The 26160-nt window shown below is 51.9% G+C and carries 29 protein-coding genes and 1 riboswitch; all 29 genes read left to right on the plus strand.

The features are described from left to right. Positions 1 to 539: 539 nt before the first annotated feature. The 29 genes from NSU14_RS34645 to fabZ all read left to right on the plus strand — a co-directional run bounded on the left by NSU14_RS34645 (position 540) and on the right by fabZ (position 26127). Entirely contained in the window at positions 540 to 1739 is a 1200-nt protein-coding gene (locus NSU14_RS34645; RefSeq protein WP_340948761.1) for an FtsW/RodA/SpoVE family cell cycle protein, read from the plus strand. Positions 1740 to 1815: 76 nt separating this feature from the next. Continuing rightward, positions 1816 to 2595: a stage II sporulation protein R gene (gene spoIIR / locus NSU14_RS34650; RefSeq protein WP_340948762.1), complete on the plus strand. Its 780-nt coding sequence runs from the start codon at positions 1816 to 1818 to the stop codon at positions 2593 to 2595. 303 nt (positions 2596 to 2898) lie between these two features. Continuing rightward, the gene (locus NSU14_RS34655) at positions 2899 to 4059 is read left to right on the plus strand and encodes an L-threonylcarbamoyladenylate synthase (protein ID WP_340948763.1); all 1161 of its coding nucleotides are present in this window, start codon (positions 2899 to 2901) and stop codon (positions 4057 to 4059) included. Positions 4060 to 4159: 100 nt separating this feature from the next. Further along, complete coding sequence (locus tag NSU14_RS34660) at positions 4160 to 4732, plus strand: manganese efflux pump MntP (protein ID WP_042140256.1); 573 nt, start codon at positions 4160 to 4162, stop codon at positions 4730 to 4732. A gap of 99 nt (positions 4733 to 4831) precedes the next feature. Continuing rightward, positions 4832 to 5419 carry a low molecular weight protein arginine phosphatase gene (locus NSU14_RS34665; protein WP_042140255.1) on the plus strand — a complete coding sequence of 196 codons (588 nt, stop codon included), beginning with the start codon at positions 4832 to 4834 and terminating at the stop codon, positions 5417 to 5419. Between the two features lie 50 nt (positions 5420 to 5469). Beyond that, positions 5470 to 5553: riboswitch (ZMP/ZTP riboswitch) on the plus strand. A gap of 98 nt (positions 5554 to 5651) precedes the next feature. Beyond that, positions 5652 to 6305, plus strand: a complete 654-nt coding sequence (locus NSU14_RS34670) for a TIGR01440 family protein (protein WP_340948764.1) — start codon at positions 5652 to 5654, stop codon at positions 6303 to 6305. 69 nt (positions 6306 to 6374) lie between these two features. Next, positions 6375 to 7622 (plus strand): serine hydroxymethyltransferase, encoded by a 1248-nt coding sequence (gene glyA, locus NSU14_RS34675; protein WP_076246363.1) that lies wholly within the window; start codon positions 6375 to 6377, stop codon positions 7620 to 7622. 444 nt (positions 7623 to 8066) lie between these two features. Then, positions 8067 to 8696, plus strand: a complete 630-nt coding sequence (gene upp / locus NSU14_RS34680) for a uracil phosphoribosyltransferase (protein WP_020426095.1) — start codon at positions 8067 to 8069, stop codon at positions 8694 to 8696. Between the two features lie 67 nt (positions 8697 to 8763). Then, the gene (wecB, locus tag NSU14_RS34685) at positions 8764 to 9924 is read left to right on the plus strand and encodes a non-hydrolyzing UDP-N-acetylglucosamine 2-epimerase (protein WP_039309304.1); all 1161 of its coding nucleotides are present in this window, start codon (positions 8764 to 8766) and stop codon (positions 9922 to 9924) included. A gap of 179 nt (positions 9925 to 10103) precedes the next feature. Next, the gene (locus NSU14_RS34690; RefSeq protein ID WP_042140254.1) at positions 10104 to 10337 is read left to right on the plus strand and encodes an AtpZ/AtpI family protein; all 234 of its coding nucleotides are present in this window, start codon (positions 10104 to 10106) and stop codon (positions 10335 to 10337) included. After that, complete coding sequence (locus NSU14_RS34695) at positions 10330 to 10707, plus strand: ATP synthase subunit I (RefSeq protein WP_042140253.1); 378 nt, start codon at positions 10330 to 10332, stop codon at positions 10705 to 10707. Before NSU14_RS34690 ends, NSU14_RS34695 begins: the two co-directional genes overlap by 8 nt. 29 nt (positions 10708 to 10736) lie before the next feature. After that, complete coding sequence (gene atpB, locus NSU14_RS34700) at positions 10737 to 11504, plus strand: F0F1 ATP synthase subunit A (RefSeq protein WP_042140252.1); 768 nt, start codon at positions 10737 to 10739, stop codon at positions 11502 to 11504. 107 nt (positions 11505 to 11611) lie between these two features. Continuing rightward, positions 11612 to 11824 (plus strand): F0F1 ATP synthase subunit C, encoded by a 213-nt coding sequence (atpE, locus tag NSU14_RS34705; RefSeq protein ID WP_036699216.1) that lies wholly within the window; start codon positions 11612 to 11614, stop codon positions 11822 to 11824. Positions 11825 to 11921: 97 nt separating this feature from the next. After that, complete coding sequence (gene atpF, locus NSU14_RS34710; RefSeq protein ID WP_039309309.1) at positions 11922 to 12410, plus strand: F0F1 ATP synthase subunit B; 489 nt, start codon at positions 11922 to 11924, stop codon at positions 12408 to 12410. Beyond that, the gene (locus NSU14_RS34715) at positions 12407 to 12958 is read left to right on the plus strand and encodes a F0F1 ATP synthase subunit delta (RefSeq protein WP_042140251.1); all 552 of its coding nucleotides are present in this window, start codon (positions 12407 to 12409) and stop codon (positions 12956 to 12958) included. Before atpF ends, NSU14_RS34715 begins: the two co-directional genes overlap by 4 nt. 11 nt (positions 12959 to 12969) lie before the next feature. Further along, positions 12970 to 14481 (plus strand): F0F1 ATP synthase subunit alpha, encoded by a 1512-nt coding sequence (gene atpA / locus NSU14_RS34720; RefSeq protein ID WP_042140249.1) that lies wholly within the window; start codon positions 12970 to 12972, stop codon positions 14479 to 14481. Positions 14482 to 14593: 112 nt separating this feature from the next. After that, a complete protein-coding gene (gene atpG, locus NSU14_RS34725; protein ID WP_039309316.1) occupies positions 14594 to 15463 on the plus strand; it encodes an ATP synthase F1 subunit gamma in 870 nt (289 codons plus the stop codon). Between the two features lie 124 nt (positions 15464 to 15587). Further along, a complete protein-coding gene (gene atpD, locus NSU14_RS34730) occupies positions 15588 to 16985 on the plus strand; it encodes a F0F1 ATP synthase subunit beta (protein ID WP_039309318.1) in 1398 nt (465 codons plus the stop codon). 57 nt (positions 16986 to 17042) lie between these two features. Then, complete coding sequence (locus NSU14_RS34735; RefSeq protein WP_039309326.1) at positions 17043 to 17459, plus strand: F0F1 ATP synthase subunit epsilon; 417 nt, start codon at positions 17043 to 17045, stop codon at positions 17457 to 17459. 194 nt (positions 17460 to 17653) lie between these two features. Next, complete coding sequence (locus NSU14_RS34740; protein ID WP_039309319.1) at positions 17654 to 17911, plus strand: DUF1146 family protein; 258 nt, start codon at positions 17654 to 17656, stop codon at positions 17909 to 17911. A 198-nt stretch (positions 17912 to 18109) separates the two neighbouring features. After that, positions 18110 to 19492 (plus strand): UDP-N-acetylglucosamine 1-carboxyvinyltransferase, encoded by a 1383-nt coding sequence (murA, locus tag NSU14_RS34745; protein WP_042140247.1) that lies wholly within the window; start codon positions 18110 to 18112, stop codon positions 19490 to 19492. Between the two features lie 246 nt (positions 19493 to 19738). Next, positions 19739 to 20899, plus strand: coding sequence for a stage II sporulation protein D (gene spoIID, locus NSU14_RS34750; protein WP_340948771.1), 1161 nt, complete (start codon positions 19739 to 19741; stop codon positions 20897 to 20899). A 61-nt stretch (positions 20900 to 20960) separates the two neighbouring features. Further along, the gene (locus NSU14_RS34755) at positions 20961 to 21701 is read left to right on the plus strand and encodes a M23 family metallopeptidase (RefSeq protein ID WP_042140245.1); all 741 of its coding nucleotides are present in this window, start codon (positions 20961 to 20963) and stop codon (positions 21699 to 21701) included. A gap of 226 nt (positions 21702 to 21927) precedes the next feature. Further along, complete coding sequence (gene spoIIID, locus NSU14_RS34760) at positions 21928 to 22215, plus strand: sporulation transcriptional regulator SpoIIID (RefSeq protein ID WP_019915029.1); 288 nt, start codon at positions 21928 to 21930, stop codon at positions 22213 to 22215. A gap of 128 nt (positions 22216 to 22343) precedes the next feature. Continuing rightward, complete coding sequence (locus NSU14_RS34765; RefSeq protein ID WP_042140244.1) at positions 22344 to 23342, plus strand: rod shape-determining protein; 999 nt, start codon at positions 22344 to 22346, stop codon at positions 23340 to 23342. 46 nt (positions 23343 to 23388) lie between these two features. Then, positions 23389 to 24267 carry a flagellar hook-basal body protein gene (locus NSU14_RS34770; protein WP_042140243.1) on the plus strand — a complete coding sequence of 293 codons (879 nt, stop codon included), beginning with the start codon at positions 23389 to 23391 and terminating at the stop codon, positions 24265 to 24267. Positions 24268 to 24334: 67 nt separating this feature from the next. Further along, positions 24335 to 25156 carry a flagellar hook-basal body protein gene (locus NSU14_RS34775; RefSeq protein ID WP_042140242.1) on the plus strand — a complete coding sequence of 274 codons (822 nt, stop codon included), beginning with the start codon at positions 24335 to 24337 and terminating at the stop codon, positions 25154 to 25156. 9 nt (positions 25157 to 25165) lie between these two features. Next, entirely contained in the window at positions 25166 to 25399 is a 234-nt protein-coding gene (locus NSU14_RS34780) for a DNA-directed RNA polymerase subunit beta (protein WP_042140241.1), read from the plus strand. A gap of 305 nt (positions 25400 to 25704) precedes the next feature. Further along, complete coding sequence (gene fabZ, locus NSU14_RS34785) at positions 25705 to 26127, plus strand: 3-hydroxyacyl-ACP dehydratase FabZ (protein ID WP_039303787.1); 423 nt, start codon at positions 25705 to 25707, stop codon at positions 26125 to 26127. The last annotated feature ends 33 nt before the right edge of the window (positions 26128 to 26160 follow it).

Here is a 26160-nt window from a genome sequence, read left to right on the forward strand (position 1 = left end):
TGGAAGGGTTCCGGTATTTTGTTTCGTTCTACGCTAGACAGCATCAGAACCAAAGAAGTGAGTTGATTCTCAACCATGCAGCGATGGACATGTTCAGGTCCAAGGGGAAATTCAGTGATAGTTGTATAATGTACAATTAAAAACAGTGAAAAGGGTATGGTCGCACCGTATAACTGTAATCTGTACAACTAAATCTGCCCGAATTGCTGAGAACCCAGCTATATAAAGGAATTAGGTGTACAAAATACAACTAAACGGATAATTGGTTGAAAGTCAGATGTTTTAGTTGTACAAAGTGCAATTAAGCTACCGCATATCCTGTAATTGCGGAAATTGGATCACTCCAAGCCCTTGGCAAGCGATTTAGCAGAATGGTTGTCACCTCATTAGTTTAAGGCTGGTGCTATTCCCGGCTGGCAACGATCACATAAATTGTATTTACGCCCCCACTTGTCTTACAATGGAAATTAGTGGATTCGGTTCCCTGGGTATACTGCAGGAGGCCGGTCCATAATCCGCGTAGGTTAAGGAGTATTCCGATGTTACAGAGAATCAGACGGATTGACGGCTCCATCGTATTGATTTTGCTCTTGCTGATGTGTGTCAGTATTTTCTCGATATACAGCGTGACTCACGGGAGAGTTGACCTGGATGGCACACACATACGGATGATTCAGTATTATGTGCTGGGTTTTGTTGCTTTTTTTCTGCTTACCCTGTTTGATTACCGCCTTCTGGTCCGGTATGGACTCTATATTTACATCCTTGGGATCGGTATTCTGCTGCTGGTCAGCTTTTTCGGCAAGGTGAAAAATGGCGCCCAGGGCTGGATCGGCATCGGTGAATTAAGCCTCCAGCCGGCGGAACTGTTTAAGCTGATCCTGATTCTTTTTCTGACCACTGTACTTGTCCGCAAACAAAGAAATCCGCTGCGCTTCTGGCGTGACGTGGTGCCGCTTAGCCTAATCGCCCTGGCGCCGTTCGCGCTGGTCATCATCCAGAATGATCTGGGCAATGCGCTCAGCTATATCGTGATTCTGCTTGGGCTTTTGTGGATCGGAAATATTAATTTCTCACATGCGCTGATCGGGATGGTTATTCTGGCGGGATCGGTGCTGGGCTTCATTCTGTGCTATGTCCACTATCATGAGCAGACGGTAAGCTTCATAGAGCAGACGCTGGGCCGGGATCACTTCGTCAGGCGCTTTGACCCCTGGCTGGTACCGGATCTGGCAAGCAGCGATGCGAGCTATCAGACCAAGAATGCCAAGACGGCGATTGCCTCGGGCGGACTCAGCGGCGAAGGTTATCTGCAGGGCGGCACGGTGCAAAGTGACCGGGTGCCTTATCTGTATTCTGAATCGATTTTTGTGCAGATCGGCGAAGAATTCGGCTTTCTGGGTGCAGCGGCGCTGCTGATGCTCTTTTTTATCCTGATCCACAGATTAATTGTGATTGCCCTGGAATGCAGGGACCGCGGCGGCCCGCTCCTGATTGTCGGGATCGTAGCTATGCTGCTGTATCAGATTCTGGAGAATATCGGGGCAATGACCGGGCTGATGCCGTTGACGGGGATTACGCTTCCGTTTATCAGCTATGGGGGGACCTCGATTCTGATTAACATGGCCTGTATGGGGATTGCCATGAGTGTGCGGCTCTACGGGCAGGATGTGGAGGATGATCTGCCGCTTCCGCTGCCCAAGCTGAAGGATGAGACTACTTTATTCTCAAAATCATAGATTACTAGGTTTGCAGTCTCTCATTCCCGGACATACTGGGAACATAAGAGTTTCAGAGGGAGAGGGGCTGCGCAAGATGAATAACGATCAGCTGGATAAAAGGGATTCTCTGCGGATTACATTCAAGTATACTGCCATTTTAATTTGTTTTTTTATGATATTGATGATGGCCTGGGAAGGGCAAAAAAGCGATGCTGCCGTAGCGGAGGTATCTATTCCGCAGGAGTCGATCCGTCTGCGTATTCTGGCGAATTCGGATGGTGCGGGAGATCAGCTGGTCAAACGCCAGATCCGCGACCAGGTGGTGGAACAGATTAACCAGTGGGTGGCCGGACTGGAGGATCCCCAGAGTCTGGAGCAGGCGCGGGCGCTGATTCAGAGTCATCTTCCGGAGCTGAATGACCTGGTGGGCGGCGAGCTTGCGCGGCGGGGGAGTGATTATAGCTATAAAGTCGAACTGGGCACCGTACCTTTTCCGACGAAAATGTATGGCGGCCGGGTCTATCCTGCCGGGGAATATGAAGCGCTGCGGGTCACGCTTGGCGCTGGCAAAGGTCAGAACTGGTGGTGTGTGCTGTTTCCGCCGCTCTGCTTCATTGATGCCGGCTCCGGTGATGCGGCAGCTGCGGAACCCGCTGCAGCCAAGAAGGCTTCGGCAATCTCCGCTAAGGCTTCCGGAGACGGTGCCAAGGTGAAAACTGCGGATGGCGGGGTTGATAAGACTGCTTCCGGTGTCGCCGCTTCGGCCGGCGGGGACGGTGGTGCGGACGCTGATGCAGAAGCGCCGAAGGTGAAGTTCTTCGTATGGGAGCTGCTGCAGAATTTGTGGAGCTGGATCTGCGGATTGTTCGCCTAAGCTTCCGGGAATTTGCGGAATGGCGGTTTACGAAATCTACAGTTTTCCTGCCGGATATGGTACGATAAATGCAGAACTTGAGCGGAAGTGGCTGCGGCTCCACCTGGTGGAGCCGTTTTTGGCTTTTTCCGGACGATGCAGTATTGAAGTGTGAAGTGATTACAGAGGAAAGCTTGTGATGAAATGACAGAGCCTAAGGATTCTTCGTTTGCGGTTCAGCGCCGGAGCGGCAATATAGATGCAACTCTTTATTGGAGTTTGACGTCCGGGATTACCGGACCCGGACCTGCTGCGGGGCAGAACATGCTTTCTGTTCCATCAGCAGAGAGTGACAGGGAGGCAATCGCTGCTGCGGCAGCTATGCTGCGGAGCGGGGGCACCGTTGCTTTTCCGACCGAAACGGTCTACGGATTGGGGGCGGATGCCCGGAATACCCCGGCAGTTGAAGCGGTATTCGCGGCCAAAGGCCGCCCCTCCGACAACCCGCTGATCGTGCATATAGCCCGGCGGGAAGAGCTGGAGGGCCTGGTCATAGAAGTGGCTCCGGTCGCCTCGGCGCTGATGGATGCCTTCTGGCCCGGCCCCTTGACGCTGGTGCTGCCGGTCCGCCCCGGCGTCCTCTCGCCGCTGGTTACAGCGGGGCTGGATACGGTCGGCGTGCGCATGCCCGACCATCCGGTGGCGCTGGCCCTGCTGCGCGCCGCGGAATGCCCGGTTGCCGCGCCCAGCGCCAACCGCTCCGGGCGGCCGAGTCCTACGCTGGCCGCCCATGTGATGGAAGACCTCGCCGGATATATCGGCGGGGTTCTGGACGGCGGCGCGGCCGGGGTCGGCCTGGAGTCGACCGTGGTGCAGGTGCAGCCGGACGGGACGGTAGCGGTGCTCCGTCCCGGGGGCATCACCGCCGAGCAGCTCGCGGCGGTGGCGGGTGCCGGGGCTGTGGCCCCAGCCCCGGCACCGGACCTGGCGGACGCTGCCGCCGGACATTCCGGCGGCCAGTCCCCGGCTACGCCGCCGCAAGTAAGCGGCGGCGGGACGGGCGGCGCTGCTGTGCAAGCCGCCGGAGACGGCAGCCCGGCGCCGCGCGCGCCGGGCATGAAGTACACGCACTATGCCCCGCGCGGCGCGCTTGGCATCGTACGCGGCTCCTCCCCGCAGCGCGTGGCGGAGACCGCCGCAAGCCTGCTGCAGGCGGCGCAGCGGGAGGGCGGGATCACGGGCCTGCTCCTCTTCGAGGAGCATAGGGCCCTGTATCCCGCCGACCCGGCCGCCTGCGTTGTTTCTCTCGGCTCGTTAGCCTCGCCGGAGGAAGCGGCCCGCTCCCTGTATGCCGCCTTGCGGCGCTTCGATGAAGCGGGAGCGACCTATATTCTGGCCGAGGCCTGCCCGGTCACGGGCCTCGGCGCTGCCATAATGAACCGGCTGATGAAAGCCGCCGGTGAAGCGGTGATCGACGCCGGTTAACAGCCTCTTCCCGGCTCTGCTATCCGCCTCATAGTCATGAATACCATCTTGTCCGCATATCGTTGTTGTACAAGAACTTACGGACTTTGGGGGTATATTCATGGGCATAGGCGGAATATATGAGGGCTGGGGCCAGCTCGTAACAGTTGCCATTATGGCAGTTGCGCTTGGAATGGATGCGTTCTCGCTCGGTGTAGGGATCGGGATGAAGGGTATCCGTCTGCTGCATGTGCTGCAGCTCAGTCTGCTCATTGCTTTTTTTCATGTGCTTATGCCGCTGCTCGGCTTGTTCACAGGCAGCTATGTCGGCCATCTGCTGGGTCAGGTGACCACCTATGCCGCCGGGGGGCTGCTTGTACTGCTGGGCGGACATATGATTCTGAATTCATTCCGCAAGGGTGACGGCGGGAGCCGGGCGGTGGATCACCGGACGGTATGGGGCATGCTGCTGATCTCGCTCAGTGTAAGTGTAGATTCCTTTTCGGTCGGGGTTTCACTGGGAATGTTTGTGAATAGCATAGTTATTACAGTGCTGGCCTTCGGTGTCTGCGGCGGCATGATGTCTATTACCGGACTGCTGCTGGGCAGGAGAGTAAGCCGCGGGCTCGGGGATTACGGTGAAGCACTGGGCGGAGCTATACTTCTGGCGTTTGGCTTGCTGTTCATCTTCTGATACAATAACGGAAATACAAATAAATAGAACATTTCATTGTTCAGTTCATTCGGAAGTTGTGGATTATCCGAAATTATATTTTTACCGGAGGTGGAAAGTATGCTGCATATTTTATTCGTCTGCACAGGAAATACCTGCCGCAGCCCTATGGCTGAAGGTCTTCTGCGGAAGCTGGCGGGAGAGCGGGGGATCGATGTGGAGGTGCGGTCTGCCGGAGTTTCCGCCATTTCAGGTACTTCCATATCCAGGCATGCTGCCGGAATCCTGCAGGATGAAGGCATTGAAGATCGTATAGTATCCTCGCAACTGACCGGAGAGGCTGTCTCTTGGGCTGATCTGGTGCTTACCCTGACCGGAGGACATAAGCGGCATTTGCTGCAATATTTCCCTGACGCAGTTAACAAGACTTATACTCTTAAGGAATATGTGCATACGCAAGAGTCTGTGAACGCCGATATCCGTGAACTGGATAGCCTGTATGCAGATGCCGAACTCAGCATTTCGCTGGGCGGAGAGCCGAGCGCCGCTGATATGCAACGGATTATTGAGATCCGGCAACGGATTCCGAGCTTCGATATCAGTGATCCGTTCGGCGGCTCCCGTGAAGATTATGAGCTGACGGCTGCTGAGATCCGGACTGCGTTGTACAGTTTACTGGATAAGCTGGAATCCTTACGGCGGTTGTGAAGGTGGTTGATTTTTCGCCGTCTATCCCTTAAGATGAAATAAATATTATCCGGTTCCGGTGTAACTGGCGACAAGTGTGGATCAAACCACGATGGAGCACCTGGAATAAACGGCCGGTCGCCTGGGCAAAAGAGCACATCCGCAGCTAAATCTGCGGACTGCTCTTTTTTGTTTAAATGTCGTATCTGTAGTGGGAATTGTGGCATTATCAACGCTTGAAGGGGGCGGTAAGATGGACGAAGTCCGGAAGCAGGATCTATGGGGAGAGCACGCGTCCGGTGCGCCTTCAGCAGCCGGGCAACAAGCGGACAGTGCAGAGCTGACCCTGGACGCCGCAGCTGCGGCGGTAGTCCGCGAACTGGCGGAAGCGGGTAAGCTCGGTCCGGGTAAAATTCTCGTCGTCGGGGCCAGCACCAGTGAAGTGGCGGGTGTGCGGATCGGCACCGGAGGTGCGCTTGAGGTTGCACAGCTGCTGCTGCAGGGGATTACGCAGGTCGCTGCTGAATTTGGCTTTCATCCCGTGTACCAATGCTGCGAGCATCTGAACCGTTCGCTGGTGATGGAACGTTCTTTGCTGGAATCACTGGGGCTTAGGGAGGTTTCGGCTGTGCCGGTTCCGGGAGCCGGAGGTTCCATGGCTGCGGCCGCTTACCGCTCTATGACAGATCCGGTGCTGGCCGAGACTATAGAGGCCCACGCCGGTATTGATATCGGGGAGACGCTAATTGGCATGCACCTCCGCCGCGTAGCCGTACCTTTCCGGCCTAGCCTGCGCTATATCGGGGCAGCCCGGGTGAACGCAGCATGGAGCAGACCGCCGCTGATCGGCGGCGAACGGGCAGTGTACCGCACGCCGGAGACAAGCGGCTCCGCGAATTGTGACTGAGAGCAGCGTATATAACTGGTTTCGTCTTAACACCACATAAATTAGAGTAACAGGGAGGAAATAAGAAACATGGAACAACTACGTAAGAGTGACCCGGCAGTACTGGAAGCGATGGGCTTGGAACTGAGCCGTCAGCGTGCAAACATTGAACTCATTGCTTCAGAGAATATTGTAAGTGAAGCCGTAATGGAAGCCATGGGCTCCGTGCTTACGAACAAATACGCCGAAGGTTATCCCGGCAAACGTTATTATGGCGGCTGTGAAGATGTGGATATCGTGGAGAACCTGGCCCGTGACCGTGCCAAGCAGCTGTTTGGTGCCGAGCATGTCAATGTGCAGCCGCATTCCGGTGCACAGGCCAATATGGCCGTTTACCTTGCCGCGCTTAATCCTGGCGATACCGTACTGGGTATGAATCTGGCGCATGGCGGCCATTTGACCCACGGCAGCCCGGTTAATGCTTCCGGTATCCTGTATAACTTTGTGGCTTATGGCGTACAGGAGGATACTTTCCTGATTGATTATGACGAAGTGCGTAAAGCAGCCTTCAAACACCGCCCCAAAATGATCGTAGCCGGAGCAAGCGCGTATCCGCGGACCATTGATTTTGCCGCACTCGGTTCCATTGCAAATGATGTGGGTGCCTTGTTTATGGTCGATATGGCCCACATTGCCGGATTGGTTGCAGCCGGTGTTCATCCGAGTCCGGTTCCTCATGCCCATTTCGTTACAACAACTACGCACAAAACCTTGCGCGGTCCACGCGGAGGGATGATTCTGTGCAGACAGCCATGGGCTGCTGCTATTGATAAAGCGGTCTTCCCGGGTTCCCAAGGCGGACCGCTCATGCATGTCATTGCGTCCAAAGCTGTTTCCTTCGGTGAGGCGCTGCAGCCATCGTTCAAGACCTATGCCGAGAATGTAGTGAAGAATGCCAAGGTTCTGGCAGATACGCTGATCGGCGAAGGCGTTAATATTGTTTCCGGCGGTACGGATAACCACCTGATGCTGCTGGATACCCGTAATCTGAGCATTACCGGCAAGGATGCGGAGAAGGTGCTTGATTCCATCGGAATTACAGTCAACAAGAATGCGATTCCGTTCGATCCTACCAGCCCGTTTGTAACAAGCGGTATCCGGATCGGTACACCTGCTGTTACATCACGCGGTATGGACGAGCCGGCTATGGTAACGATCGGCCGGATTATTGCGAATGTGCTGAAGAATCCGAAGGATGATGCTAATTTGACCCAGGCTGCACGTGAGGTGGCCGAGCTTACTGAAAAGTATCCGATCTATCCCGAATTGCAGTATTAATATTAAGCTGCTTATTCTGCCTTTGCGGGTCCGGTTCCACCGGATTCCGCAAAGGTTTTTTTGATAGGTGAGATTTCAAATGTTTTGTGGCCGGTTTCTGTTGCATAATGTTCACAAATTATAGTAAGAAAATGGTATGAATTATCATGTAATAATCATGAAAGTTCATGGAATTTTCAATAAAAGTAGTGAAAGAAATGTGAATAGTATTAAAAGTGCCTAATGGCACAAACTAAGTTTTGTTTTATATCCAGAGGCTTGGGGGAATTTCCTAAACTTTCCGTGCAGCTATGAAATTTGCGGAGACTGCCTTTGCAGACGGTTTTCCCCTTCTGTAGGTGAAAAGCGGCCTTGGTGATGATATAATAGACAAGATTTAGCCACGCGGGAAGCAAAGCGCTTACTCTGGCTATAAATAAGACTTACAATTACCGGAGGGACAAAATGGGAAAATTGGTGATTTGCGATCATCCATTGATTCAGCACAAACTAACATTTATTCGCGATGTGCGGACCAACACGAAAGAATTCAGAGAGCATGTCGATGAAGTAGCAACACTTATGGCCTATGAGATTACACGTGATATCCCGCTTGAGACCATTACGGTGCAGACGCCGGTGGCTGAAACGCAGAGCAAAGTGATCTCGGGTAGAATGCTGGGACTGATTCCGATTCTGCGCGCCGGTCTTGGCATGCTGGAGGGTGTCCTGAAGCTGCTTCCAGCGGCTAAAGTAGGACATGTAGGGCTTTTCCGTGATCCGGAAACGCTGCAGCCGGTTGAATATTACATTAAGCTTCCTACAGACGTGCAGGAACGTGAACTGATCGTTATTGATCCGATGCTGGCTACAGGCGGCTCAGCCATTGCGGCCATCACCTCCCTTAAGAACCGCGGATGCACCCAGATCAAGATGATGAACCTGATTGCTGCTCCTGAAGGCGTCGCTGCGGTGCAGGCTGCACATCCGGATGTGGACATCTATGTAGCCGCACTTGATGATCATCTGAATGAGCATGGTTATATTGTCCCAGGCCTCGGAGATGCCGGCGACAGACTGTATGGAACCAAGTAATAATACCCTCGAGGTATTAATAGAACAAATACAATTTCTGTAGTCTTCAGAAGAGAGGGTAGGGGTTATGTCCAAAATTAAAGTAATGACGATTTTCGGAGTGCGCCCTGAGGCGATCAAGATGGCGCCTCTGGTTCTGGAACTGAACAGACACCCTGAGCAGATTGAATCCATTGTCTGTGTAACTGCCCAGCACCGTGAACTGCTTGATCAGGTGCTGGAGGTATTCAAAATTACGCCGGATTATGATTTGGACGTAATGAAGGACCGGCAGACCCTTAATGAGATTACTATCCGGGTGCTTGAAGGACTAGAGCCAGTGCTTCGCGAGGTCAAACCTGACCTGGTGCTTGTACACGGGGATACGCTTACCACTTTCCTGGCCAGCTATGCTTCTTTCCTGCAGCAAATTCAGGTTGGGCATGTGGAAGCAGGTCTTCGGACATGGAACAAGCTTTCGCCTTATCCGGAGGAAATGAACCGTCAGCTGACCGGCGTGCTTGCCGATCTGCACTTTGCCCCGACCGATTGGTCAGCCGGCAACCTGAGACACGAGAACAAAAAAGAATCAAGTATTTATATCACAGGCAACACTGTAACTGATGTGTTTCAATATACCGTACAGCCGGACTACCGGCATCCTGTACTGGATTTTGCTTCAGGAAAAAGACTTATTTTGATGACGGCGCACCGCAGAGAATCCCAAGGCGAACCGCACCGTCATATTTTCCGTGCTGTCAAAAGAATCGCTGATGAATTTGAAGATGTAGCCATTGTGTATCCTGTGCACCCGAGTCCTGCAGTGAAGGAACCGGCGCATGAGATCCTCGGCGGACACCCTAGAATTAAGCTGATTGATCCGCTGGATGTCGTTGACCTGCATAATTTTTATCCGCATACCCACCTGATATTGACCGATTCCGGCGGCCTGCAGGAGGAAGCTCCCTCCTTTGGAGTTCCCGTGCTTGTGCTGCGTGATACAACCGAGCGCCCGGAAGGGATCGAGGCCGGAACATTGGAGCTTGTGGGGACGGACGAGGAGAAGGTGTATCAACGGACACATGCTCTATTGACCGATCAGAATCTGTATCAGTCCATGAGCCGGGCCGCCAACCCGTATGGAGACGGCAAAGCCTCCGAGAGAATTGTCAATGCGATTTTGCACCATTTCGGAGCTGTTAAAGAACGTCCGGAAGAGTTTCACAGAATGTTCACAAATAATAAATGATGGCACGACAACTAATATACTAAAGTAAATAAAAGCAGCATACAGTGAAACTGTACGGTTTATATGGTTTTGGTATGTTTTGCTGTGATTATTTTCATGTTTTCAAGCACTTTTGAGCAATTTTCGGTGAATTGACAAAGAGTCTGGATATTCAGTAAAATTAGTTGGGATTGTAGCCTATGAAGGAACAAAAGAACGAGGCCGGCCTGGGACGTATTGCTTTGGTTCTCGGGGGTGCAGGCAGCTTGCTTGCCGCTTACATTGTTATAGGTTTTTTTGTGGCAAGGTGGCTGCAGAACCTGATGGACGGACCTAAGCTTTGGCTGGCCATCGGAACAATTGCCGGGATGGTTCTCGGGGTTGTGAATGTTGCTTTGCTAATCAAAAAATTTCTGGGGGAGCAAAATGGATAATATGACTCCCGTAATCAATACCGTTACCAGGGTGACAGTAATCATTATGGCAGGCTTGTTAATGGGATGGGCTCTTCATCATGAGACCCGTGCAGTTACTCTGGGCATGTCGCTGGGCTTGCTGGCAGGACTCGTTAACTTTCGTTATCTTGCCCTCAAAGTAAGAAGGGTGACACAGGCGGTTGCGGATAAACAGAAAAGTTCTTTCAGCCTTGGTTTCGCTACAAGAATCAGTTTCGCTATTCTGGTCACCATGTTTTCGGTCAAAATCGAGCATTTCTCGCTGGAGGCAACGATTGCCGGCCTGTTCATCCCCCAGCTTCTATCTATTCCCGTGGGGATATATTTAGGAATCAAGAATAAGCTGTAGCCATATTAAAGAGAAAGGGGGATGATACTATGCACGAAATGCCTTTAATCTATGTTGGCGGAATACCGATTGACTTGTCAGCGGTACTGATGCTGGTGATCAGTTCGGTGATCGTGTTCGCTCTGGTCATGCTGTCCGTCCGCAACCTGTCTGTTGATAATCCGTCACGACTCCAGAATTTCATGGAGTGGGTCGTTGAATTTGTACAGGGACTGATCAGCAGCGCCATGGATTTGAAGAAAGGGAAGCCTTACATATCACTGGGATTGACGCTGATACTGTTTATCTTCGTCTCCAATCTCCTTGGTCTGCCGTTTTCCTTCATTACAGAAGCCGAAGGTCCGGTTCACATTTTTGGACATGTTATCGAAGCAACCAAAAATCTGACACATGGCGAGCATGTAGAGATTCTGTGGTATAAATCGCCGACTGCAGATATCAATGTAACCGCCGGGCTGGCGATTGTCGTGTTTGTACTAATGAACTATTTGGGAATCAAGCTGAATGGCAAACATTATTTCAAACACTATATTGAGCCGTTCCCGATCTTCTTGCCGCTTAACATCATTGAGAACCTGGCGAAGCCGGTGGCGCTTGCCATTCGTCTATTTGCTAATATTTTTGCCGGCGAGGTTCTGATCACCGTAATTCTGAAGCTGGGGATATTCAGTATCCCGTTCCTGGCTGTCTGGCAGGGCTTCAGTATCTTTGTTGGTGCGCTTCAGGCGTTTATCTTTACGATTCTGACGATGGTGTACATCGCGCAGATGACGATCCACGAGGAAGAAGCACATTAATGAACTGCCGTGAGGATAGCGGCAGCCGCCGGAATACTCTTCGCGGGAGATTTTTATATCATTAAGTCATTACAAAAAGAACCGAAATTAAAGGAGGATATTTACAAATGGAATTTTTGGCAGCAGCAATCGCGGTTGGTTTAGGCGCACTCGGTGCAGGTCTTGGTAACGGTATGATCGTCAGCAAAACAGTTGAGTCCATCGCTCGTCAACCGGAAGCACGTAACGCACTGCAGACAACAATGTTTATCGGTGTAGGTATCGTGGAAGTTATTCCTTTGGCCGCTACAGTTATCGCATTCCTGATCATGTTTACTTAATAAACCGTTTTTACGGTTTGGCGGGGAGGGCAAGTGCCATCCGCGCCTTACTTTTGTATATGTCCGCATGCCGCGGTAACGGAAAGGAGTGACCTCAGTGACTATCGTTTGGACAAATATATTGTTTTCCATTATCGCCTTTGGGATCCTGTATTTCCTGCTCAGCAAATTTGCATTCAGCAAGCTGTTCGGAATTATGGAGAAGCGCCGCGAAATGGTGCTGCAGCAAATGGATGAAGCAGCCAAGACCAGAGAACAGGCGGTCGCTTACGTAGAAGAACAGAAGCAGGCTCTGCAGCAGGCACGCCAAGAGGCGCAGGCTATCATTCAGCAGTCCCAGGTTACAAGCAACAATCAGGTTGACAAGCTTCTGGATCAGGCTAAAGCTGAAGCTACCCGCCTTAAGGACGAAGCAGTCCGTGATATTGAGAGCGAGAAGAACAAGGCTGTGGAAGCTTTGCGCAGCGAGCTGGGTACAGCATCGGTCCGCATTGCATCCAAGCTGCTTGAAAAAGAAGTTAAGGCTGACGGCGAACAGGAACAACTCGTTGATCAATACCTCAAAGAGGTAGGAGGCCGACCATGAGCCGCGATACGGTAGTTGCCAAACGCTATGCCAAAGCCTTGTACAGTGCAGCAGTGGATGAAGGCATTACACTTGAAGTGGAAGCCCAGCTTAGGTTAGTAGTCGAAGTGCTTCATTATGATGCAGAGGTGAAACAGTTTATTCTGGCACCGCGCATCTCGCAATCCGACAAGCTGAATGTGCTGCGCGGAGCGCTTAAAGGTAAAGTCTCGGAAGCGGTAATGAACATGGTAGAACTGCTGGTAGAGCGGGGCAGAACCGATATTTTCGCAGAACTGCTGGCCACGTACGTCAAGATAGAAGGGGACGCCCTTGGCATCGGCGATGCTACTGTCTACTCCGCCTATTCTCTGAATCAAGAGGAACAGGATAGTGTAGCGGCAGAGTTCAGCCAGCTTACAAACCGCAAGATTCGTGTTACCAATGTGGTGGATAAGAGCCTGCTAGGCGGACTGAAGGTCATCATCGGCGATACGCTGTATGACGGCAGTCTATCCGGCAAGCTGGAGCGTCTTGAGAAATCCTTTAATGATAAGCAAAGAAGATAGGGGTGAGGATATTGGGCATCAGACCTGAAGAGATCAGCACTTTGATCAAAAATCAAATTGAGCAATATAAAGCCGATATCGAAGTGGCCGAAATTGGCACCGTCATTCAAGTCGGAGACGGTATCGCCCGTGTCTACGGTCTGGAAAACGCAATGGCAGGGGAACTGCTGGAGTTCTCCAACGGTGTAGTAGGCATGGCGCTTAACCTGGAAGAAAGCAACGTCGGTGTTGTTATCCTGGGTGAATACACAGCCATTCGTGAAGGCGATCAAGTCAAACGTACAGGACAAATTATGCAGGTTCCGGTTGGGGAAGCCATGCTGGGCCGTGTAGTGAATGCACTGGGGCAGCCGCTTGACGGCAAAGGTCCAATTGCAACGACTGAATTCCGTCCTGTAGAACATAATGCACCGGGCGTTATCGACCGTAAATCGGTTCATGAACCGATGCAGACAGGTCTGAAAGCGATCGATGCCATGGTACCAATCGGCCGCGGACAACGCGAACTGATCATTGGTGACCGTCAAACCGGTAAGACTGCGATCGCCATTGATGCGATCATCAACCAAAAAGGCAACGGCATGAAGTGTATCTATGTTGCGATTGGTCAAAAACAATCTACAGTAGCACAGGTAGTAGAAACCCTCCGCCGTCACGGCGCGCTGGAATATACTATCGTTGTAACCGCGTCGGCTTCCGAGCCTTCTCCGCTGCTCTATATTGCTCCATACGCAGGCTGCGCAATGGGCGAATACTTCATGTATAAAGGCGAGCATGTTCTTGTTATTTATGATGACCTTTCGAAGCAGGCTTCGGCTTACCGCGAATTGTCCTTGCTGCTCCGCCGTCCACCGGGCCGTGAAGCATTCCCGGGTGACGTATTCTACTTGCACTCCCGTCTGCTGGAACGTGCGGCTAAGCTCAGCGATGCGCTTGGTGGAGGTTCATTAACCGCCCTTCCTTTCATCGAAACACAGGCTTCTGACGTATCGGCTTACATTCCTACGAACGTAATCTCGATTACCGATGGTCAAATCTTCCTTGAATCCGATCTGTTCAACTCCGGTCAGCGTCCGGCGATTAACGTCGGTATCTCCGTATCCCGTGTAGGGGGTTCCGCGCAGATCAAAGCAATGAAGAAGGTTGCCGGTTCCCTTCGTCTGGATTTGGCTCAATACCGTGAGCTTCAGGCCTTCTCCCAGTTCGGTTCCGATCTGGATAAATCTACGCAAGCCCGTTTGAACCGCGGTGCGCGTATGATGGAGATTCTGAAACAAGGCGTAAACCAGCCGCTTAATGTTGAGCACCAAGTGCTCAGTCTGTACACCGCTGTCAAAGGACATCTGGATGATATTCCTGTCAAAGACGTGAAGCGTTTCGAGAAGGAATTCCTGGCGTATATCGACAGCAGTGCAACTGAAATCCTTCAATCCATTACGGATACCAAGGATCTGACAGCAGACAACGAGGCAGCACTCAAAGAAACGATCGAGAAATTCAAAAGAGGCTTTGCTACAAGCTAATATATAGAGTTTGCTCAGTTACGCTTACGAAGTCAGCTTTGGCTGTGCCAAAGCTCAGCTTATGCTTACGATGTTAGCTTTGGCTACGCCAAAGCTCAGAGGTGGTGAAATCATGGCAAGAAGCATGCGCGATATTAAACGTCAAATTAAGAGCGTTCAGAACACCAGACAGATCACCAAAGCGATGGAAATGGTCGCCGCCTCCAAGCTGCGCAAAGCGCAGGAGAAAGCGGAAGCTGCGCGTCCTTACTCAGAGAAGCTTAAAGAGGTGGTCTCGAGTATTGCTGCCGGTACGCAGGATGTTCAGCATCCGATGCTGGTCAGCCGGCCTGTCAAAAAAACAGGGTATTTGATCATCACCTCGGATAGAGGTCTTGCAGGTGGCTACAATGCCAACATTCTGCGTAAAGTAACGATGCTGATCGCAGAGCGGCATAAGTCCAAGGATGAGTATGCACTGTTTGTTATCGGCCGCAAGGGCCGTGACTTTTTGCGCCGCCGTGAGTACCCCATTGTAGAGGAAATCACCGAGCTGTCCGATACCCCGAAGTTTGCTGACATCAAGTCGATTGCTTATTCGGCGGTAAACCAGTTTGAGACAGGCGTCTACGATGAGCTGTACATTTGCTACAACCAGTTTATCAATGCGATCAGCCAGGTTCCGACTGTAGACAGACTTCTGCCTATGGATGGTGTAGGAAAAGGCGAGCATCACGGAGCGACAGCTGCCTATGAATACGAACCTTCTCCTGAAGGCGTGCTGGAAGTTCTGCTTCCTAAATACGCCGAAACTTTAATCTACGGTGCTCTTCTGAACGGCAAGGCCAGTGAGCTGGGAGCTAAGATGACAGCTATGGGCAGTGCAACGAAGAACGCGTCAAAAATGATCGGAGAACTAAGACTTACGTACAACCGCGCCCGTCAGGCGGCAATTACGCAGGAAATTACCGAGATCGTGGCTGGTGCGAACGCGCAGTCTTAATATGAGTGGGTCCATGCCTCCGGGCTTGGCCCTGCCTTGTATTTATCCGCAGAAACGGATGATGCCTGTAAAGGGTAATGGACCGTTTCTACATATGTAACAGCTTTCGAGGAGGGAAATGAAGATGAACAAAGGACGCGTTGTGAGCATTATGGGTCCGGTTGTCGATATTGAATTTGAACGCGGCCAGCTGCCCGAGATATTCAACGCTATCAAAATTGTTGGGACTCTGAGCGATGGCCGTAACATGGATCTGACTCTTGAAGTTTCCAATCATCTTGGAGATAACCTGGTGCGTTGTATCGCCATGTCTTCCACAGATGGACTGGTACGCGGTATTGATGCCATTGACCAGGGAGGACCGATCTCGGTTCCTGTTGGTGAAGCAACACTCGGCCGCGTATTTAACGTGCTTGGTAATCCAATCGATAACGGCGCTGAAGTGGTGGCTGCAAGAAACCCGATTCACCGTCTGGCTCCTACATTCGATGAATTGTCCACTCAGGCAGAAGTTCTGGAAACCGGCATTAAGGTTATCGACTTGCTTGCCCCTTACGCCAAGGGCGGTAAGATCGGCCTGTTCGGCGGTGCCGGCGTAGGTAAAACTGTAACCATCCAGGAACTGATCAACAACATCGCACAGGAACACGGCGGTATCTCCGTATTCGCAGGTGTTGGCGAGCGTACCCGTGAAGGTAATGACCTGTATCATGAAATGACGGATTCCGGCGTTATCAAGAAAACGGCGATGGTATTCGGACAAATGAATGAGCCGCCGGGCGCGCGTCTGCGCGTAGCTCTGACCGGTCTGACCATGGCGGAATATTTCCGTGATGTTGAAGGCCGCGATACGCTGCTCTTTATCGATAACATATTCCGCTTCACCCAAGCGGGTTCCGAAGTATCGGCCCTTCTCGGCCGTATGCCTTCTGCGGTAGGTTACCAGCCTACACTGGCTACAGAAATGGGTCAGCTGCAGGAACGTATTACGTCCACTAAGAAAGGTTCTGTTACTTCAATCCAGGCGATCTACGTGCCTGCGGATGACTATACAGACCCTGCACCGGCTACTGCGTTTGCCCACTTGGATGCGACTACCAACCTGGAGCGTAAAATCTCCGAAAAAGGGATTTTCCCTGCGGTTGACCCTCTGGCTTCAAGCTCGCGTATGCTGGCACCTGAAATCGTCGGAGAAGAGCATTATAACGTGGCACAAGGCGTTAAGCAGCTGTTGCAGCGTTATACTGAGCTTCAGGATATCATTGCAATCCTGGGTATGGATGAGCTGAGTGAAGAGGATAAGGTCATTGTGTCCCGCGCCCGTAAGGTTGAGCGCTTCCTGTCCCAGCCTTTCCATGTAGCAGAACAGTTCACAGGCTTCAAAGGCAAATACGTGCCGATCAAAGAAACAGTACGCAGCTTCAAAGAAATCCTGGAAGGCAAGCACGATGATCTTCCGGAAGTAGCGTTCCTGTTCGTAGGTACGATTGAAGAAGCAGTGGAAAAAGCCAAAACGTTGTAATCTCGGCATGAGCCGGGTAGTGAGCTTTATTCTGTAAAGCTTTGAGGAGGAATGGAAGTGAATACCTTTTTGCTCGAAATTGTCACTCCGGAGCATCTGGTCTACTCCAAGCAAGTGAATAGCTTGACGGTACGTGGCGTGAATGGTGCACTAGGCATTTTGCCGGGACATATTCCGCTGGTAACTCCGCTTCAGGTTGCTCCGCTTAGCGTCAAAGCAGACGGCGTAACGGTGTCTATCGCCGTTCATGGCGGTTTCGTTGAAGTGCACAAAGATAAGGTAACGGTGCTGGCTGAAAGTGCTGAGCTGCCCAAAGATATTGATGTGGAGCGCGCTGAAGCGGCTAAGGAACGGGCTGAGCGCCGTCTTAAGCTGCAAAGCAAGCAAGATGAAATTGATCACCGCCGTGCTGAGCTGGCCTTGCAGCGCGCTGTAACGCGGATCAAAGTTTCGACCGGAAAAGGACAACAGTAGCAGAGAAGCGGTCAAGCCTAGGGCTTGACTGCTTTTTTGCTTACCCGAATCTAGCAGAGTATGAACATATCGTAAACACTTAGGCAGATAATACGCCAATTGTTTAAAAATTCGTAAAAGTACTGGATTCTTTTCCCCTGCGCAAGTATGATATAAGAGTCGATTTCCGAGTAACCTTACACGGGGGGCTAATGATGAACACAAGCTTATCCGCTGAATTGTCAAGTGCGATCGGCAGCAGCAGTTTAATTTCGATGGTAGTTTCTCTAGTCTGTGTCGCGTTATCCTGGTGGGCACTTCAGAACCTAAAGCTCGATCTGGTCATAAGATATCCCAAGAGTCCTCAGGGCAGGTTGCTGCATTTGCTGCTGGCCATTGTCCTCGGCCATTTCGTGGCCGGATTTCTGCTGGATTATCTGGGCTGGAGCGGACTTATCGCCCGGATGTTTTAATGACGGTTGGTTTGGTTATATCTGTCATAGGCCAATGCAGTGAAAAAAGTGTCGAATAATAAGGTTTTATTATGTCAACACTGAAGTTTAAGGAATGCGTCTGCACATTAGGCGCAGTGACGGAATATTCAATATTTTAACTGACGAATTTCAAACTCAAATTAATTTCAGAAATAATGGACGCGGAGGGAAACCGAAATGAGCAAATTTATCGTCCGCGGTGGCAACAGATTGACCGGGAGCGTGAAAGTTAGCGGCGCAAAAAATTCCGTACTACCGATCATAGCCGCCTCTCTATTGGCAGAAGAAGGAGTTAGCGTCATTGTGGACGCACCTCCGCTAGACGATGTAATCACGATTAGCAAAGTGCTGGAATCTCTGGGTGCAGGTATTACATACCAGAACGATATCATTGAGGTTGATGCCAGAAATATTACTTCCTGCGAAGCGCCTTATGAATGGGTGCGCAAAATGCGGGCTTCTTTCCTGGTAATGGGTCCACTCTTGTCCCGTATGGGGCATACACGTATTTCCTTGCCTGGCGGTTGTGCCATCGGGACTCGGCCGATTGACCAGCATTTGAAGGGGTTTGAAGCACTGGGTGCAGAGATCAGTCTGGGCCAGGGCTACATTGATGCGAAAAGTAACGGAAGGCTGCGCGGAGCCAAGATTTATCTGGATGTGGCCAGCGTAGGTGCAACCGAAAATATAATGATGGCTGCGGCACTTGCCGAAGGCATTACTGTAATCGAGAATGCCGCGAAAGAGCCGGAGATTGTTGATCTTGCGAATTACCTGAACGGCATGGGCGGTATTGTGCGCGGTGCAGGCACCGGAGTGATCCGGATCGAAGGTGTTGAACGTATGCATGGGGTAAGACATCATGTCATTCCGGACCGTATTGAGGCTGGAACCTATATGGCAGCTGCAGCAATTACGGGCGGCGATGTATATGTGGAAGGCGCCATTGCTGATCATCTGGGCCCGGTTATTGCCAAGATGGAAGAGATGGGCGTTACGGTTATTCCAGACGAGAACGGTGTCCGCGTTATCAGCGACAAGCCGCTGAAGGCTGTGGATCTCAAGACGTTGCCTTACCCTGGGTTCCCTACCGATATGCAGTCGCAGATGATGGCGTTATTGCTGCGTTCCGAAGGTACCTCTGTAGTTACAGAGACTGTTTTTGAGAACCGGTTCATGCATGTGGATGAATTCCATAACATGAATGCTGAGATTAAGATTGAAGGCCGTTCCGCCATCGTTACCGGTAATGCCCGTCTTGTCGGTGCCAAGGTGTGTGCTACGGATCTGCGTGCAGGCGCTGCGCTTATTTTGGCGGGCCTGGTGGCTGAAGGCACTACAGAGGTTAGCGGAACGCATCATATTGACCGTGGTTATGTGCATCTGGCCGAGAAGCTGTCGGGTCTTGGTGCGGACATATGGCGTATTTCCATGGAAGAATCAGCGGCTGCAACTGCAGCTGTGAAGGAAGAAGTACTTAAGCCGGAACCGGCAAGAAGTGAATCCTTCAAGAGCGATGAGGTCAAACCGCGCTTTCAGATTCAGCCGTCCTGGGTATAATAGCAATTTTTAACCTGAAGGGACCAGCCCGCGAATAAGCGGCTGGTCCCTTTTTTGATAGACTGGAATTTATATGTTTGGGGTCCCCGCAAAGTACCTTTACCATCATCGATGCTAAAGCCCCACTTTGTGGGGTTATTTTGCTGCGCCTCCGGGCAACTCTCTTTCTCTCAGAATCACGTTCTAGCAGGTGCCGGAAATTCATATCTATAAGAATCACCGGTGCTTATGGAAGGAGCCATAGAGATGAAAGAGTTAAGATTGCTGCGGCGCATCCTGAAGCGCCCGCGCAGCGTAGCGCGGGCGCGGGGCGGGGCGCCCCGGATCAGGCGGCTGGCCCCCGCCGCCTGGCTCGCAGCGCCGCTGCTGGCGGCGCTGCTGCTGCCGCTGGCTGTTGTCCCGCTGCGCGGAGGCGGACAACAGCCAGCACCTCCAGCCGTGCCGCAGGCCACGGCCGCGCCGGCACCGCCGGGAACGGCTGCTGCGGAAGCGCCGCAGCCGGAGGTCTCCGTCTATTTGTCGCAGAGCGGACAAATCGAGACCCTGCCGCTGGAGGACTACGTCAGCGGCGTGCTGGCGGCGGAGATGCCGGCGGACTTTGAGCTCGAAGCGCTCAAGGCCCAGGCCGTTGCCGCCCGCACATTCATTGCCCGCCGCCTGCTGGCCGGCGACCACAGCGGGGTACCCGTTCCTGAGGCGGATGTGAGCGATACGGTAAGCCATCAGGCTTACATCTCGCAAGCCGTGCTGGAACGGGACTTTGCGTCCGGCAGCAAGCGCGCCGGACTGGCGAAGCTCCGCCGCGCGGTCCTGGAGACGCGCGGGATCATCATGACCTATAAAGGGCAGCCGATTACGGCCTCCTTTTTTGCCTCCAGCGGAGGATATACGGAGAACTCCGAGGATTACTGGAATGCTGAGGTTCCCTATTTGCGCAGTGTAGCCAGCCCCTGGGAGCGGGAGATTACCCCGAACCTCGCGGTCACCTACACCTTCAGCAATTCGGAGCTCCGCAGCAAGCTCGGGCTTACTGCCAGGGAGCTTCCCGCTGCGGCGAATCTGGCTGCCTCAGGCAAGGCCTTGCAAGTCTCTTCATCTTCGGCCGGACTGCCCGCAGAAGTGATCTCGCTGACTGCAGGACACCGGATCAAGAAGATCTCTATCGGAGGTACTGTGTTCACAGGCCGGGAGGTAAGAGAGAAGCTGGGACTTCGTTCGAGCCAGTTCACCTGGAAGCGGAAGGACGGGAAGGTGCTGATCACAACCTATGGAAACGGCCATGGCGTCGGCATGAGCCAATGGGGGGCGAACGGTATGGCGAAGCAGGGAAGTACAGCCACGCAGATTCTCAAACACTATTACAGCGGGGTCTCTTTTACGGGAATCTCAACTCTTCTGAAAAAATAACTTGCAAGATACGTATAAAAGCGAAGCGCCCGGTAACACTGGTTACTGAGGTGATAACCATATGAATGAACAAGACAAAAACAAACCAAACCATGATGAATCTCTCAAAAACAAGCAGGGAGATTCAGGCGCTAAGCCTTCTTCATGGACCAGACTGTTATCCAAACGGTGGGTATTCCCGGCAGTCTACACGGCAGCAGCGGCAATTATACTAACCTTGGTGTGGGTCTATCAGGATGCCGGCCAGAAGCCGCTGAATCCGGACACCGCCGCGGTCGTTTCACAGGAAGGTGTTGCCGGGAATGAAACCGGAGCCCTGACCGGTGATCCGGAAGCCCTGGAAGTCGTAGCTTCAGCAGAAAGCCTGGCTTGGCCGGTAGCGAGCCCAAGTGAAGTCGAAGTGGTCAAACCGTACTATGATGAAAACGGCACAGAAGAAAATCATGTGGCGGCGATGGTGCAGTACAATAACACCTTTATTACCAACACCGGGATCGATATTGCCCGCGAAGACAACAAGACGTTTGACGTAAAGGCAGCCCTCAGCGGTGAAGTCACCAGAGTCGAAGATGTGGCAGTACTCGGTAAAGTGATCGAGGTTACATCTCCGGGTGATCTGAAGACAGTTTACCAGAGTCTTAGCGATACCAAAGTCAAGCAGGGTGATGAAGTGAAGCAGGGCGATACGCTGGCAACAGCGGGACAGAACGAATTGGAGAAAGGTCTCGGCAACCATGTGCACTTTGAAGTGCACGAGGACGGCAAGATTGTGAATCCTTCGGATCTGCTTCCACAGCGCTGAGCCGAAATTTCCGCAGGGGGCGAAAGCCTCCTGTTTTTTTATTTTTCTACCCGAAATGGACGGCGGGACCGGTTCTATCTGGAGAATGGAACTGCAAACGGCTCATAAATAGGTTGTCCGAGAAATAAAATGGGCCTTCCGGAGCTTGTCATGTCTTGAAAGCGCGAATATATAGGCCCGCCCCTCATATAATGTACCAAACTATCCACAGTTGGGAGGCGGGAGCGTGCACGATTACATCAAGGAACGTACGATCAAAATCGGACGCTGCATCGTGGAAACCAGGCACACGGTCCGGACCATAGCCAAGGAATTTGGCGTTTCAAAAAGCACGGTGCATAAAGATTTAACCGAACGGCTGCCGGAAATCAATCCGGATCTGGCCGATCAGGTGAAGCACATTCTCGAATATCACAAATCAATCCGTCATCTTCGGGGGGGAGAAGCCACAAAAATCAAATATAAGAAAACGACAGGCAAAAAGCGTGAGGTAGCCGTAGCATCAAAGCCATAAGATTTTCGGAATTTTAAGTAATAATTCAGCTTTACTACATTGTGTACACCCCCTAAAGTATGGTATTTTTAAATTTGGTACTATCTAACTATTCTCATTTAAAATAACACTTTGGGGGCTCTTTCATTATGCTTAGCAAGGATATCGGAATCGATCTCGGCACGGCCAATGTGCTCATTCATGTCAAGGGAAGGGGAGTCGTTCTGGATGAACCTTCCGTGGTCACACTTGAAAGTGATACGAAGAGAGTCCTTGCGGTTGGTGAACAGGCACGCCGGATGGTTGGGCGCACACCTGGAAACATAACTACAATTCGTCCGCTCCGTGATGGAGTCATTGCCGATTTTGCGATTACAGAAATGATGCTGAAATATTTTATCGACCGCGTCGGGGGCCGGACCTGGTATTCAAGGCCCCGTATTTTGATTTGCGCGCCTACGAATATTACGTCCGTTGAACAGAAGTCAATCCGTGAAGCCGCGGAACGCAGCGGAGCCAAGGAAGTTTTCATGGAAGAAGAACCCAAAGCTGCGGCAATCGGAGCAGGGATGGATATTTATCAGCCAAGCGGAAATATGGTCGTCGATATTGGCGGGGGAACAACGGATGTAGCCGTATTGTCCATGGGCGACGTTGTTACCGCCTCTTCGATTAAGGTCGCAGGGGACAAGTTCGACGAAGCCATTTTAAGATATATCAAACAGAAATATAAACTCCTGATCGGTGAACGTACAGCTGAGGATATCAAGGTTACTATCGGGTCCGTACGCCCGGGCGGCATGAAGGCTGAGCTGGATATACGCGGACGTGACATGGTGAGCGGACTTCCCCAGACGCTGACCATCACATCCGGTGAGGTGAAGGAAGCGCTGTGGGATCCGGTTTCTGCTATTGTGGCTGCGGCGAAGTCAGTGCTGGAGCGTACACCGCCGGAGCTGTCGGCAGATATTATTGACCGCGGAGTCGTATTGACCGGCGGCGGTGCACTCCTTAACGGATTGGACGAGCTGCTCTCTGAACAGCTGCATGTTCCGGTCTGGGTTGCCGAAGATCCGATGCACTGTGTAGTTAAGGGGACGGGAATTATGCTTGACCATTTAGATAAGGTTGTTAAGAAAAAGTTCTAGTCTGCCGATAATAAGTTAACAGCAGATTCAGGAAGGGACTGACCTCATGCTAAGAGGATTATATACGGCGGCTGCAGGAATGGTAACGCAGCAGCGCAGACATGATACAGCGACACAGAACATTGCCAATTTGAATACAACGGGGTACAAGCAGGTCGACAGCGTCAGTCATGCATTTCCCGAGGTGCTGATCTCGGCGATGAGCGGTGGCGTTACGAAGCCTGTCGGCCGGCTTAACACAGGGGTTTTTGCCGAACAGTCTGTTTCCCAGTATTTGCAGGGTGACCTTATCGAAAGCGGCAAAAACGCAGATTTCGCGCTGTCAACCGATTTGCAGGTAGAGGACCCGGATAATGCGGGCGCTTATCTTGCTTTTGACGGCTCAGGCAAATACATTAGTCCTGACGGCGAGGTAACTTACCGTCCGCAGGCGTTCTTTACAGTACAGGATAATGAAGGTAACAATTTATATACACGTAACGGAAGTTTTACGGTAGGTCCTACTGGAGAGGTGCTTAGCTCCGGGGGATTCAGCGTATTGGACAGTAACGGTAATCCGCTGAGATTGACAGGCCCTGAGGATAGCCTTAAAGTGGACGGGCAGGGTAACTTGATTAACAATGCGACCGGACTGCCTTCAGGAACCCGCATCGGGATCAGTGTAATTACAAGACCGCAGGAGCTGGTACGTGACGGGAACGGCGTTTTCCATGCCGATGATGCGGAGGCCGCTGAAATCCGTTACTCCAATGCCACCGATAATTTGCAGGTGCGTCAGGGGTATCTGGAGAACTCTAATGTGGATGCCACTCAGGTAACGGTGGATATGAACGCCGCCTACCGGGCTTATGAAGCGAATCAGAAGGTAATCCAGTTTTATGACAGCAGCCTGCAGAAGGCTGTTAATGATGTCGGCAGAATATAGACTGCAGGTGCACTGATGAAGTGAACCGGTTTCTTCTTAGTTATTAAGCTTTTGGGAGGTTAGATCTGTGAACAACTCGACAATCGGTGCCGCTGTGTCCATGTCCAGCCTACAGCAGCGGCTGGATATCATAGCGGATAACATTGCCAATATGAACACAAACGGCTATAAGAGCAAAGAAGGCTCTTTCGAGGACGTGCTCACACGTGTGCAGCAGCAATCCAAGGACTATGACCAGCCTGGCCGCAGTATGCCTCTGGGCTTCAATATCGGCTTTGGTGTCCGTGTGCCTTCGGTTACAAGCAACTGGGAAGAGGGCACTCTTCAGGAAACGGGGAATCCAACGGATTTGGCGCTTCAGGGTAATGGATTGTTCGGTGTTCAGGTCAACGGAGCTACTGCGTATACCCGTCAAGGTGATTTCCATTTCATCCCGGATACCGCGAATCCTGACAATATGATGCTTGTAGATAATACCGGTAACCCTGTGCTGAACACAGACGGGAATCCGCTCACAGTGCCAGCCAATGTGAGTGCTGCTATTGACGAGAGCGGCCGGGTACTTACCAAGACCGGTGAGAATGATCCTGCTATTATAGCGGGCACACTTATGATTGTAGAGCCGCTGAGCAAGAATGCTCTGCAAGCTGTGGACGGCAACTTCTATACGCTTGCCGATGGTGTGACTGCACAGCAGGCGTTTGTGCAAAGAGCCGCAGGTGAAGCGAAGGATGTGGGCGTACGTACCGGATATCTGGAGTCATCCAACGTGGATCTAAGTAAGGAAATGACCGAGATGATGCAGATTCAGCGCACCTATCAGCTTGCTGCCCGGGCGTTGTCCTCCAGTGACCAGATGCTGGGCCTGGCTAATAACATGCGCGCGTGAGGTGACGGAATGAGTCGTGAGAAGGTCAACAAACCGGAAGAAGAACAACAGCAGCAGCCGGTAAGGCGGCGCGGGATTTCGGCATGGACCATTATCCAGTGGTTCCTGATTCCCCTGCTGCTTGTTGCCGCGCTTGGAGGCGGCCTGGTCGTCGGTTACGTGATTCTCGGCAAAAAAGAATTTAGCGATGTGCTCCTGTGGAGCACCTGGAAGCATGTATATGATTTGGTGTTTGCACCATAAATAATTCCTGAATACAGGATTTCGGAAGCTCCCTTGTTGTACAGGGGAGTTTTCTTTTTTATACTGAAAAATGTATAATGATGGCGTGCCCTAAGAGCGCCAAAAAGGGCTCTCTCCGCCATGCTGCCGCGTGCGGTGGAGAAAGCCCCTTATCTCAACCTCCACTGCTGCAGGTGGTGAAGGATAGTTATAGTTTTTGCCGAAGCTGCCCATATTTATGCAGGGCGGTGAAGAATAAAACAAAAGCGCTGCTGTAGGCGGAGGTTTTATAGACGCGGTTACATCCGAAGGGAGCTTTGCTGATCATGCTGGATATCAATCAAATTCAAGAAATCATCCCCCACCGGCCCCCATTTCTGCTGGTGGACAAGATCACTGAAATAGAAATGGGCAAACGGGCTGTCGGCATCAAAAATGTGACGGTGAATGAACCTTTTTTCACCGGACATTTTCCGGGATATCCGGTAATGCCGGGTGTGCTAATCACGGAAGCGCTGGCTCAGGTGGGCGCAGTAGCTATTCTGGGGCTGGAAGCAAACCGCGGTAAAATAGGCTTCCTGGCCGGCCTCGACGGCTTCCGTTTCCGCGGCCAGGTCGTACCTGGCGATACTCTTGTGCTTGAGGTGGAGATTACCCGGCTTAAAGGCAGCATCGGCAAAGGCCAGGCTACCGCTAAAGTGGAAGGCAAGATTGTAGCTTCCGGGGAAATTATGTTCGCACTCAGCTAGATCCTGTTATAAAATTATTATAAATTATAGATG

This window comes from Paenibacillus sp. FSL R10-2771 (genome assembly GCF_038000205.1).
Lineage (GTDB): Bacteria > Bacillota > Bacilli > Paenibacillales > Paenibacillaceae > Paenibacillus_AQ > Paenibacillus_AQ phytohabitans.